We start from the raw sequence: 12,095 nt of genomic DNA on the forward strand, positions 1-12,095 counted from the left end.
GGGCACTGCTGCCCCTCGCCGGGGCCATGGCCGCACCGGAAGCGATACCGGGTCTACCTTTGGCCAAAGCGTTGCAGGCAACGGCGGGAGCGGGATTCCTGCTCTACTGCCTGATCGCCTGCCTGATACTCGCCGCCCGGACCAGACTGCGCAGACAAGCCAGAAAAGCGCAGGTCAGCGCCGGGAGCATCCATGATCACTGACCTTCTCCTGTGGGCGAGCGTCTGCCTGATCGTGCTGGCCGGCTGTTACAACACGAGCCTGTTTCTCCTCTCCCGGCGCAGAATTCGCCGTACCCGCACGGAGCGGAGAGAACGTTTCTATGTATTTCTCCTCGCGTGCCTCAACGAGGAGAAAGTGCTTTCCGAATCCCTGGCGCGCATCACCTCTCTGCCCGCCGGGAATTTCATGGCGCTGGTCATCGACGACGCCTCCGACGACCGCACCTCCGAGATCGCGCTGGCCGCGGACCCCGACCGGGTCCGGCTGCACCGGCGCACGCTGCCCGACGCACGCCGGGGCAAAGGGGCCGCGCTCAACGACGGAGTGCGCCACCTCAGACGGTCCGGGCTGCTCGCCGGTCACCACCCCGACGACGTGATCGTCTGCGTGGTGGACGCCGACGGCCGCCTCGACCCGCATGTCGTGCAGTCGGTCGACCCCTACTTCGACGATCCCCGTACGGGCGCCGTTCAGGTCTGCGTCCGTATGTACAACCGGGGTCAGGGGCTGCTGGCCCGGATGCAGGACATGGAGTTCGTCGTCTACGGCGACGTGTTCCAGAGCGCCCGCCGCTTCATCGGCAGCGTGGGCATGGGCGGCAACGGGCAGTTCATGCGGCTGTCCGCGCTCGACACCCTCGACGGGGAGGGGCCGTGGAGCGACAGCCTCACCGAGGACCTCGACCTCGGCGTGCGGCTGATCGCCAAGGGCTGGACCAACCAGCACTGCACCACCGCCTCCGTCTCCCAGCAGGCCGTGCTCAGTCTGCGCCGGCTGGTCCGGCAGCGGTCCCGCTGGTTCCAGGGGCATCTGCAGTCGGCCGGCCTCGTCCCGCTCATCCTGCGGGACGTGCCCACCCGTCCGGCGCTGGACCTCCTCTACCACCTGTCCAGCCCGGTGCTGATCCTGCTCACCTCCCTGCTGCCGATGTCCTTCCTGGTCGCCGTGGGCGCCACCACCGTGGCCTCGGTCCAGGGTGGCGAGGTGCTGGTGTCGCCCCTGTGGCTGCTCGGCCCGTATCTGCTCTCGTTCACCGCCGCCTACGCGTACGGCTTCGTGTACGCCAAGCGGGAGCGCGATCTCGGACTGGTGCGCTCGGTGCTGCTCGCCCATGTCTTCGTGTTCTACGGCTACATCTGGTTCGCCGCCGGCTGGTGGGGCTTCTGGCGGATGCTCACCGGCAAGCGGACCTGGCTGAAGACCGCGCGCACCTGATCTCTCCTCCCACCCCGCCACTGCCGTCTCTCACTCTGCGCGCGGCCTCACGCGACCGCGTGCGCCCAAGGGGGGCTTTCCATGTCCACATCTCCGTCAGCCGTGCCGGTACGCGCCATGCTGGTACTCGGTACCCGGCCGGAAGCGATCAAACTGGCCCCGGTGGCCCGCGCGATGGCCGCCGTCAGCCAGTTCGAACCGGTCGTCGTCACCACCGGGCAGCACCGCGAGATGCTCCACCAGATGCTCGGACTCCTCGGCGTCGACGCCCGGATCTCCCTGGACGTGATGCGCAGCCGCCAGCAGTTGTCCGACCTGACCGCCCGGCTGGTCGGCGAGCTGGGCGAGGTGATGCGGCTGGAGCGGCCGGACCTGGTGGTGGTGCAGGGGGACACCACGACCGCGCTGGCCGGCGCCCTGGCCGCCTTCTACGAGAAGATCCCGGTCGCCCATGTCGAGGCCGGACTGCGCACCGGTGTCATGGACAACCCGTTCCCGGAGGAGCTCAACCGCAGCCTGATCGGCCGGATGGCCCGCTGGCACTTCGCCCCGACCCCGCGCGCCGCACGCCATCTGACCGACGAGGGAGTGCCGAAGGAACAGGTCTTCGTCACCGGCAACACGGTGATCGACAACCTGCTGTGGGTGCTGGCCGAGGGCGCCGGCACCTCCGCCTTCCGCACCCCGGCCAAACGGATCCTGGTCACCCTGCACCGCCGGGAGAACCAGGGCGAACGGATGCGCGGCATGGGGCGGGCGCTGCGCCGGCTCGCCGGGCGCGGGGACGTGGAGATCCTGCTGCCGCTGCACAAGAGCCCGGCCGTACGGGAGGTGCTGCTGCCCGAACTCGACGGCCACGAGGGCATCGCGCTGGTGGAGCCGCTCGGCTACCTGGACTTCGCGGCCACGCTCGCCGAGTGCGACCTGGTGCTCACCGACTCCGGCGGCATCCAGGAGGAGGCCCCGAGCCTGAGCAAGCCCGCGCTGGTGCTGCGCACGACCACCGAGCGCCCGGAGGCGGTGGAGGCGGGTGCCGCCCGGCTGATCGGCACCGACCCGGAGGCCATCGTGGACGCCGCCGCGGAACTCCTGGACGACGCGGAGCGGTACCGGCGGATGGCGGGCGCGGGCAACCCGTTCGGCGACGGCCGGGCCGCGGGCCGCGTACTGGCCCAGCTGGCCGAGGACTTCGCGGCGGATGTTCCTGTCGGTGCGACCGCCGTGGGGCCATACTCGACCGCATGACGCCGTCACCCCTGCGCACGCGCCTCGCGTCGGTTCCGCGGGGGCGCAGGCGACGACTGCTCACCACCGCCGCACTGGCTCTGGCGTTGACGACCGTCCTGACCGTCACGCTGAACCAGTGCGGCGCGCAGGACGACCACTCCCCGCCCGCCACCGCCGCCTGGCGCGACGGCTCCACGCACGGCCGCTGGTACTCGGTGTTCAACGGCCACGGCCTCAACACGGGCGACGACGACACGCTCACCCTGTCCCCGAAGCCCGCGGAGGATCCGGGGACCACGCATGCCGGCCTGGTGGTGAGTACGGCGTCGTACGGGGACGTCCGCTTCGAGGCACGGATGCGGACGGTCGAGCAGTTGCGCGAGCCCGCCCCCAACCCCTGGGAGGTGCCGTGGCTGGTGTGGGCCTACACCGACCCCGAGCACTTCTACTACGTCACCCTCAAGCCCAACGGCTGGGAACTCGGCAAACGCGACCCGGCCTACCCGGGCGGCCAGCGCTTCCTCGCCACCGGCCACGAGACGTACGAGGTCGGCAACTGGCACAGCGTCCGGGTGGCCCAGCGCGGCGCCGAACTCACCGTCGAGGTCGACGGCAAGCAGCTGGTGAAGTTCACCGACACCGAGTACCCGTACCTCCAGGGCCGGGTGGGGGCGTACACGGAGGACGCGACGGTGGAGTTCGAGGGGCTGAAGGTCGAGTGAATGCGGCGGCGCCTGCCCATGTCCGGTCGGGGACGGGGCAGGCGCCGTCTGTGTTCCGTACGCCTTTGTACGGGACGTCTTTTCAGGTGTGCCGTCAGACCGTCAGCGCGCGGTCCGTCGGGCGGATCGGCGCCGGCAGGTCGCTGGCGCCGGTCAGGAAGCGGTCCACGCCGCGCGCGGCCGAGCGGCCCTCGGCGATCGCCCACACGATCAGCGACTGGCCACGACCGGCGTCACCGGCGACGAACACTCCGGGCACGTTGGTCTGGAAGTCGGCGTCGCGGGCGATGTTACCCCGCTCGTCGAGGTCCAGACCAAACTGCTCGACCAGGCCGTTCTCCCGGTCGGTACCGGTGAAGCCCATGGCGAGGGTGACCAGCTGGGCGGGGATCTTGCGTTCCGTGCCCGGCTTCTGGGTCAGCCTGCCCTCGACGAACTCGACCTCGACCAGGTGCAGCCACTGGACGTTGCCGTCCTCGTCGCCCTCGAAGTGGGTGGTGGAGACGGAGTAGATCCGCTCGCCGCCCTCCTCGTGGGCCGAGGTGACCTTGTAGAGCATCGGGAAGGTCGGCCACGGCTGGGAGACCGGGTTCCGCTCGTCGCCCGGGCGGGGCATGATCTCCAGCTGCGTCACCGAGGCCGCGCCCTGGCGGTGGGCGGTGCCCACGCAGTCCGCGCCGGTGTCGCCGCCGCCGATGACGACGACGTGCTTGCCCTCGGCGGTGATGGGGGGCGCCACGAAGTCGCCCTCCTGCACCTTGTTGGCCAGGGGCAGGTACTCCATCGCCTGGTGGATGCCCTTGAGCTCGCGCCCGGGAACGGGCAGATCACGGGCGGTCGTGGCACCGACGGCCAGGACCACGGCGTCGTACCGCTTCTTCAGGTCGGTCGACTTCAGGTCGCGGCCGATCTCGATCCCGGTACGGAAGCGGGTGCCCTCCGCGCGCATCTGCTCGATACGGCGGTTGATGTGCCGCTTCTCCATCTTGAACTCGGGGATGCCGTAGCGGAGGAGGCCGCCGATACGGTCCGCGCGCTCGTAGACGGCGACTGTGTGGCCCGCCCGGGTCAGCTGCTGGGCGGCGGCGAGGCCGGCCGGGCCGGAGCCGACGACCGCGACCGTCTTGCCGGACAGGCGCTCGGGGATCTGCGGCGCGACGTCACCGGTCTCCCACGCCTTGTCGATGATCGAGACCTCGACGTTCTTGATGGTGACGGCCGGCTGGTTGATGCCGAGCACACACGCCGACTCGCACGGAGCCGGGCACAGGCGGCCGGTGAACTCCGGGAAGTTGTTGGTGGCGTGCAGGCGCTCCTGCGCGGCCGACCAGTCCTCGCGGTAGGCGTAGTCGTTCCACTCGGGGATCAGGTTCCCCAGCGGGCAGCCGTTGTGGCAGAAGGGGATGCCGCAGTCCATGCACCGGCTGGCCTGCTTGCTGATGATCGGCAGCAGCGAGCCGGGGACGTAGACCTCGTTCCAGTCCTTCGTGCGCTCCTCGACGGGGCGGGACTTGGCGACCTCGCGGCCGTGGTTGAGAAAGCCCTTGGGATCAGCCATTGGTCGCCGCCTCCATCATCTTCTCGGTGATCTCGGTCTCGGAGAGACCGGCTCGCTCGGCGGCGTCCTTGGCGGCGAGCACTGCCTTGTAGGTGCTGGGGATGATCTTGCTGAAGCGTTCGACCGACGCGTCCCAGTCGACGAGCAGCTTCTCGGCGACCGTGGAGCCGGTCTCCTCAGCGTGGCGGCGCACCACGTCGTGCAGCCACTGCCTGTCGTCCTCGGACAGGGCCTCGATCGCGTCGAGGTTGCCGACGTTGACGTTGTCCCGGTCGAGGTCGATGACGTAGGCGACACCGCCGGACATGCCGGCCGCGAAGTTGCGGCCCGTCTCGCCGAGCACCACCGCGTGACCGCCGGTCATGTACTCGCAGCCGTGGTCGCCCACGCCCTCGGAGACGACCAGCGCGCCGGAGTTGCGGACGCAGAACCGCTCGCCGGTCCGGCCGCGCAGGAACAGCTCGCCGCCGGTCGCGCCGTAGGCGATGGTGTTGCCCGCGATGGTGGAGAACTCGGCGAGGTGGTCGGCGCCCCGGTCGGGACGGACGATCACCCGGCCGCCGGAGAGGCCCTTGCCGACGTAGTCGTTGGCGTCGCCCTCCAGGCGCAGCGTGACACCGCGCGGCAGGAAGGCGCCGAAGGACTGGCCGGCCGAACCCGTGAAGGTGATGTCGATGGTGTCGTCGGGCAGGCCCGCGCCACCGAACTTCTTCGTCACCTCGTGGCCGAGCATGGTGCCGACCGTGCGGTTGATGTTGCGGATGGCGACCTGGGCGCGCACCGGCTGGGCGTCGGTGGCGGAGTCCGCGGACAGGGCGTCGGCGGCGAGCTTGATGAGCTCGTTGTCGAGCGCCTTCTCCAGGCCGTGGTCCTGCGCGATCAGGTGGTGGCGGACCGCGCCCTCGGGCAGCTCGGGCACGTGGAACAGCGGCTCCAGGTCCAGGCCCTGCGCCTTCCAGTGGTCCACGGCACGCTCGACGTCCAGCGCCTCGGCGTGGCCGACGGCCTCCTCGATGGAGCGGAAGCCCAGCTCGGCGAGGATCTCGCGGACCTCTTCGGCGATGAACCGGAAGAAGTTCACGACGTACTCGGCCTTGCCGGTGAACCGGTCGCGCAGCGTCGGGTTCTGGGTGGCGATGCCGACCGGGCAGGTGTCCAGGTGGCAGACGCGCATCATGACGCAGCCGGAGACGACGAGCGGCGCGGTCGCGAAGCCGAACTCCTCGGCGCCGAGCAGCGCGGCGATGACGACGTCACGGCCGGTCTTGAGCTGGCCGTCGGTCTGCACGACGATGCGGTCGCGCAGGCCGTTGAGCAGCAGGGTCTGCTGGGTCTCGGCGAGACCGAGCTCCCAGGGACCGCCGGCGTGCTTCAGCGACGTCAGCGGCGAGGCGCCCGTACCGCCGTCGTGACCGGAGATCAGGACCACGTCCGCGTGCGCCTTCGACACACCCGCCGCGACCGTGCCGACGCCGACCTCGGAGACCAGCTTGACGTGAATCCGCGCCTGCGGGTTCGCGTTCTTCAGGTCGTGGATCAGCTGGGCCAGGTCCTCGATGGAGTAGATGTCGTGGTGCGGCGGCGGGGAGATGAGGCCCACGCCGGGCGTCGAGTGACGCGTCTTGGCGACCCACGGGTAGACCTTGTGGCCGGGCAGCTGGCCGCCCTCGCCGGGCTTGGCACCCTGGGCCATCTTGATCTGGATGTCGTCGGCGTTGACCAGGTACTCGGACGTGACACCGAAGCGGCCGGAGGCCACCTGCTTGATGCTGGACCGGCGCGCCGGGTCGTACAGGCGCTCCGGGTCCTCGCCGCCCTCACCGGTGTTGGACTTGCCGCCCAGCTGGTTCATGGCGATGGCGAGGGTCTCGTGCGCCTCCTTGGAGATGGAGCCGTACGACATGGCGCCGGTGGAGAAGCGCTTGACGATCTCGGAGACGGGCTCGACCTCGTCGATGGAGATCGGCTGCCGGTCGGACTTGAAGCCGAACAGGCCGCGCAGCGTCATCAGGCGCTCGGACTGCTCGTTCACGCGGTCCGTGTACTTCTTGAAGATGTCGTAGCGGCCCGCGCGCGTGGAGTGCTGGAGGCGGAAGACCGTCTCCGGGTCGAACAGGTGCGGCTCGCCCTCGCGGCGCCACTGGTACTCGCCGCCGATCTCCAGCGCGCGGTGGGCCGGCGCGATGCCGCTGGCCGGGTAGGCCTTGGCGTGGCGGGCGGCGACCTCCTTGGCGATGACGTCGATGCCGACGCCGCCGATCTTGGTGGCGGTGCCGTTGAAGTACTTCTCCACGAAGGCCTGGTCGAGACCGACGGCCTCGAAGACCTGGGCGCCGCGGTAGGAGGCGACGGTGGAGATGCCCATCTTGGACATGACCTTCAGTACGCCCTTGCCGAGGGCGTAGATCAGGTTGCGGATGGCCTGCTCGGGCTCCATGCCGTTGAGGAAGGTGCCCGCGCGCAGCAGGTCCTCGACGGACTCCATCGCCAGGTACGGGTTGACGGCGGCGGCGCCGTAGCCGATGAGGAGGGCGACGTGGTGGACCTCGCGGACGTCACCGGCCTCGACCAGCAGGCCCACCTGGGTGCGCTGCTTGGTGCGGATGAGGTGGTGGTGGACGGCCGCGGTGAGCAGCAGCGAGGGGATCGGCGCGTGCTCGGCGTCGGAGTGGCGGTCCGACAGGACGATCAGGCGGGCGCCGTTCTCGATGGCGGCGTCGGCCTCGGCGCAGATCTCCTCGATGCGCGCGGCGAGGGCGTCACCGCCGCCGTGCACCCGGTACAGGCCGGAGAGGGTGGCGGCCTTGAAGCCGGGCATGTCGCCGTCGGCGTTGATGTGGATGAGCTTGGCCAGCTCGTCGTTGTCGATCACCGGGAAGGGCAGCACGACGGTACGGCAGGAGGCGGCCGTCGGCTCCAGCAGGTTGCCCTGGGGGCCGAGCGAGGAGCGCAGGGAGGTGACCAGCTCCTCGCGGATCGCGTCCAGCGGCGGGTTGGTGACCTGCGCGAACAGTTGGGTGAAGTAGTCGAAGAGCAGGCGCGGACGCTCGCTCAGCGCGGCGATCGGCGAGTCGGTGCCCATCGAACCGATCGGCTCGGCCGCGGCCTTGGCCATCGGCGCCAGGATGACGCGCAGCTCCTCCTCGGTGTAACCGAAGGTCTGCTGGCGGCGGGTGACGGAGGCGTGGGTGTGCACGATGTGCTCGCGCTCGGGCAGGTCGCCGAGCTCGATCTCACCGGCCTCCAGCCACTCCGCGTACGGCTTCTCCGCGGCGAGCTCGGCCTTGATCTCGTCGTCCTCGATGATGCGGTGCTCGACGGTGTCGACGAGGAACATCCGGCCGGGCTGCAGGCGGCCCTTGCGGACGACCTTGGCGGGGTCGATGTCGAGGACGCCGACCTCGGAACCGAGGACGACCAGGCCGTCGTCGGTGACCCAGTAGCGGCCGGGGCGCAGGCCGTTGCGGTCGAGGACCGCGCCGACCTGCTTGCCGTCGGTGAAGGTGACGCAGGCCGGGCCGTCCCAGGGCTCCATCATCGTGGAGTGGAACTGGTAGAAGGCACGGCGGGCCGGCTCCATGGAGTCGTGGTTCTCCCACGCCTCCGGGATCATCATCAGCACGGAGTGCGGCAGCGAACGGCCGCCCAGGTGCAGGAGTTCGAGCACCTCGTCGAAGGAGGCCGAGTCGGAGGCGTCCGGCGTGCAGATGGGGAAGATCCGGTCGAGCTGCTGCTCTCCGAAGAGGTCGGAGACGAGCTGCGACTCGCGGGCGACCATCCAGTTGCGGTTGCCCTTGACGGTGTTGATCTCACCGTTGTGCGCGACGAACCGGTACGGGTGCGCGAGCGGCCACGACGGGAAGGTGTTGGTGGAGAACCGGGAGTGCACGAGCGCGATCGCGGAGGCGAAGCGGCGGTCGGACAGGTCCGGGAAGAAGGGCTCCAGCTGGCCGGTGGTCAGCATGCCCTTGTAGACGATCGTCCGCGCGGACAGCGACGGGAAGTAGACGCCGGCCTCGCGCTCGGCGCGCTTGCGCAGCACGAACGCCTTGCGGTCGAGGGCGATGTCCGTAGCAGGCACTGCCGCGCCGTCGCTGACGAAGATCTGCCGGAAGGCGGGCATGGTGGACCGGGCGGTGGCGCCGAGTAGTTCGGGCGCGACGGGAACCTCGCGCCAGCCCAGGACGGTCAGCCCTTCCTCACCGGCGATCGTCTCGATCTGTGAGACGGTCTCGGCGGCGGAGTCCTCGGGCAGGAAGGCCATGCCGACGGCGTAGGCACCGGCCTCGGGCAGCTCGAACCCGGCGACCTCACGGAAGAAGGCGTCCGGGACCTGGGACAGGATGCCCGCGCCGTCACCCGAGTCGGGCTCGGAGCCGGTGGCACCCCGGTGCTCCAGGTTGCGCAGAACCGTGAGCGCCTGCTCGACCAGCGCATGGCTCGCCTCGCCGGTGAGGGTGGCCACGAAGCCGACGCCACAGGCGTCGCGCTCGTTGCGGGGGTCGTACATACCCTGCGCAGCAGGGCGAGCATCCATGAAGGACCACTTCTGGCCATTCGTGGAGTGCTGGGACGGCTGGCGCGGCGTACGCATCGGCTCTCCCGTCGTCGTCAGTGGCATGTGGCAAGTGCCGAGGGACGACGTTGGCCCTCTGCGTGAGATCTGCGGTGAGATCAAAATTTCGTGCAGGTTACATGATGGAGCGGTTCTCGGGAACCGGATACTCCGTTCCAACATGTGGACGCCACGCCGGGGCGACAAGGGGTCTCGCGCACGTGGCTTGAAGTGTGCGGGACCGAACAGGACAGATCGATGCCCATCGGCCCGAGGGGCGGTGCGGGCGTCTTCGCCCACCCCGCGAGTGCGCCGCAGGCGTCATTGCCCACAGCGCTTACGGCTCATGCCCGGTGGTTAAGCATTCGAAACCAGCGAGTAACGGCTACTTATGCGGCCCAACGCATAAGTTCCAGTCGAGCTATCCTACGGCCGTTCCGAACAGGCTGCCCAGGGCGTACGTCACACCGGCCGCGGCACCACCCAGGGCGAGCTGCCGCAGGCCGCTGTACCACCAGGTGCGCGCGGTCACCTTGGCCACGACGGCACCGCAGCCGAACAGCCCGAGGAGGGCCAGCAGCACGGCCGGCCACAGCGAGGTCGCACCGAGCAGATACGGCAGTACGGGGAGCAGGGCGCCCAGCGCGAAGGAGCCGAAGGACGACACGGCGGCGACCGTCGGAGAGGGCAGGTCGCCCGGGTCGATCCCCAGCTCCTCGCGGGCGTGGATCTCCAGGGCCTGTTCGGGATCGCGGGACAACTGCCGGGCGACTTCCCGGGCCAGCTCCTCGTCAACACCACGCGCCCGGTAGAGGGCGGCCAGCTCCTCCTCCTCGTCCTGCGGGTGCTTGCGCAGCTCCCGCCGCTCCACGTCCAGCTCGGCCTCGACGAGCTCGCGCTGCGAGGCCACGGAGGTGTACTCGCCGGCGGCCATGGAGAAGGCGCCGGCGGCCAGTCCGGCGAGGCCGGTCAGCACGACGGTCTGATGGCTGACCGAACCGCCCGCGACACCGGTCATCAGGGCGAGGTTGGAGACCAGTCCGTCCATCGCCCCGAAGACCGCCGGGCGCAGCCAGCCACCGTTCACATCCCGGTGGGTGTGATTGTCACGGTGCGCCTCGTGCAGCGTCGCCTCGGTCTCGATGATGGCCACGACGATCCCCTTTACAACTTAGGAAAGGCTAAGTTTAGACAGATTCCATTCTTCGACAACCGGAAATCTACGCCACTCGTTCCGTGATCGCCAGCAAGGAAAGGCTGCGCTAACCTGCACCTTTACCCTCACGCGCTCATTCGAAGCAGGGTCCGCACAGATGTCGACCGGGTGACACTGTGTTCGCCGAGGCTCTCCCCTCCCCCTCCCGTGGGACACATCCGCAAAGGGTTCCGCGCCCTGGGAGCCCCCCACAGGAGAGGCCGCGTATGGCATCGATCGCCTGTATTCCCCCGGTCCCGGCGCCGGGGAACGCCGCCGAACTCCGCGACCGGGCGCGCGGCGCGCTGCTCGGCCTGGCCGTGGGAGACGCCCTCGGGGCCCCCGCCGAGAACATGAAGCCCTCGCAGATCCGGGCCCGCTGGGGCCGTATCACGGGCTACGTCAGCGACACCCCCGCCGGCACGGACGACACGGAGTACGCGATCTTCTCCGGCCTCCTCCTCGCCCGCCACGGCTCGGCCCTCACCCCGGCCCATGTGGAGGCGGCCTGGCACGAGTGGATCGCCGACCGCGACGAAGGCCCCTTCCGCGGCGCCGGCTTCAGCGAACGCGGCACGCTGGAGAACCTCCGCCGGGGCCTGGCCGCCCCCATCTCCGCCCAGCACCGCCACGCCTGGAGCGACGGCCTGGCCATGCGGGCGGCCCCCTTCGGCGTCTTCGCCACCGGCCGCCCCGCCGAGGCCGCCCGCCTGGTCGCCATCGACGGCTCGGTCAGCCACGACGGCGAGGGCATCTACGGCGGCCAGGCGGTGGCCGCGGGCGTGGCGGCGGCGATGGCGGGAGCGCCCACGCTCGCGGTGGTCGCCTCCGCCCTCGCCGTCATCCCCGACGACTCCTGGACGGCCCGCTCCCTGCGCCGGGCGGTCGCGGTCGCCCACCGGGGCGAACGCGCCGTCCGCTCCGCCGTCGTCATCGGCGGCTACCCCTGGACCGACCTCGCCCCCGAGGCCGTGGCCCTCGCCTTCGGCGCCTACGCGGCCGCCGACGGCGACTTCGTCCCGGCCGTACTGACAGCCGTCAACATGGGCCGCGACGCCGACACCACGGCAGCGGTGGCGGGTGCGCTGGCGGGAGCGACCCGGGGCGCGTCCACCATCCCGGCGGAATGGGCGCAGGCAATCGGCCCGGCACAGGGAAGTTGCCTGCCGGCGATGCGCGGCCACCACGTACTGGACGTGGCGGACCTGCTGACACCGGGGGACTACGTCCTGGCAGCGGACGGAGACGGCACGGAGGCCGGCCAGTGACCCTGGAGAACGCAGGCCCGCACCCCTCAGCCCGTCCGGCGCTTGAGGACGAGGCCGTCCAGGCCGAACGGGGGTCCAACCGCCCCATGCCCCTCAACCACTCAGCCCGTCCGGCGCTTGAGGACGAGGCCGT

7 protein-coding genes are annotated in these 12,095 nt (G+C 70.3%); 4 read left to right on the top strand and 3 right to left on the bottom strand.

What is annotated here, in order from left to right:
• The first annotated feature begins 192 nt into the window (after window positions 1-192).
• From ICC28_RS28615 to ICC28_RS28625, 3 genes are all read left to right on the top strand, one after another.
• Window positions 193-1,437: a glycosyltransferase gene (locus tag ICC28_RS28615; protein WP_188291626.1), complete on the top strand. Its 1,245-nt coding sequence runs from the start codon at window positions 193-195 to the stop codon at window positions 1,435-1,437.
• An 81-nt stretch (window positions 1,438-1,518) separates the two neighbouring features.
• Entirely contained in the window at window positions 1,519-2,682 is a 1,164-nt protein-coding gene (gene wecB / locus ICC28_RS28620) for a non-hydrolyzing UDP-N-acetylglucosamine 2-epimerase (protein ID WP_188291627.1), read from the top strand.
• A complete protein-coding gene (locus tag ICC28_RS28625) occupies window positions 2,679-3,386 on the top strand; it encodes a family 16 glycoside hydrolase (RefSeq protein ID WP_223189721.1) in 708 nt (235 codons plus the stop codon). The genes wecB and ICC28_RS28625 overlap by 4 nt, the downstream gene beginning before the upstream one ends.
• A gap of 94 nt (window positions 3,387-3,480) precedes the next feature.
• Here the strand turns inward: ICC28_RS28625 and ICC28_RS28630 are convergent, their stop codons facing one another.
• The 3 genes from ICC28_RS28630 to ICC28_RS28640 form a co-directional block, all read right to left on the bottom strand.
• Entirely contained in the window at window positions 3,481-4,944 is a 1,464-nt protein-coding gene (locus ICC28_RS28630) for a glutamate synthase subunit beta (protein WP_188291628.1), read from the bottom strand.
• Entirely contained in the window at window positions 4,937-9,538 is a 4,602-nt protein-coding gene (gene gltB, locus ICC28_RS28635) for a glutamate synthase large subunit (protein WP_188291629.1), read from the bottom strand. Before gltB ends, ICC28_RS28630 begins: the two co-directional genes overlap by 8 nt.
• A 382-nt stretch (window positions 9,539-9,920) precedes the next feature.
• Window positions 9,921-10,652 (bottom strand): VIT1/CCC1 transporter family protein, encoded by a 732-nt coding sequence (locus tag ICC28_RS28640; RefSeq protein ID WP_188291630.1) that lies wholly within the window; start codon window positions 10,650-10,652, stop codon window positions 9,921-9,923.
• A gap of 269 nt (window positions 10,653-10,921) precedes the next feature.
• On the opposite strand from ICC28_RS28640, the gene ICC28_RS28645 reads away from it, so the two are divergent.
• Window positions 10,922-11,962, top strand: coding sequence for an ADP-ribosylglycohydrolase family protein (locus ICC28_RS28645; RefSeq protein ID WP_188291631.1), 1,041 nt, complete (start codon window positions 10,922-10,924; stop codon window positions 11,960-11,962).
• Window positions 11,963-12,095: the final 133 nt, after the last annotated feature.

Origin of the sequence: Streptomyces sp. TRM68416, from assembly GCF_014596915.1 — a bacterium.
Taxonomy (GTDB): Bacteria; Actinomycetota; Actinomycetes; order Streptomycetales; family Streptomycetaceae; genus Streptomyces.

Coding starts and splice junctions, on each gene's coding strand:
- ICC28_RS28645 (WP_188291631.1), top strand. CDS start 10,922: ATGGCATCGATCGCCTGTATTCCCCCGGTCCCGGCGCCGGGGAACGCC.
- gltB (WP_188291629.1), bottom strand. CDS start 9,538: ATGCGTACGCCGCGCCAGCCGTCCCAGCACTCCACGAATGGCCAGAAG.
- wecB (WP_188291627.1), top strand. CDS start 1,519: ATGTCCACATCTCCGTCAGCCGTGCCGGTACGCGCCATGCTGGTACTC.
- ICC28_RS28615 (WP_188291626.1), top strand. CDS start 193: ATGATCACTGACCTTCTCCTGTGGGCGAGCGTCTGCCTGATCGTGCTG.
- ICC28_RS28625 (WP_223189721.1), top strand. CDS start 2,679: ATGACGCCGTCACCCCTGCGCACGCGCCTCGCGTCGGTTCCGCGGGGG.
- ICC28_RS28630 (WP_188291628.1), bottom strand. CDS start 4,944: ATGGCTGATCCCAAGGGCTTTCTCAACCACGGCCGCGAGGTCGCCAAG.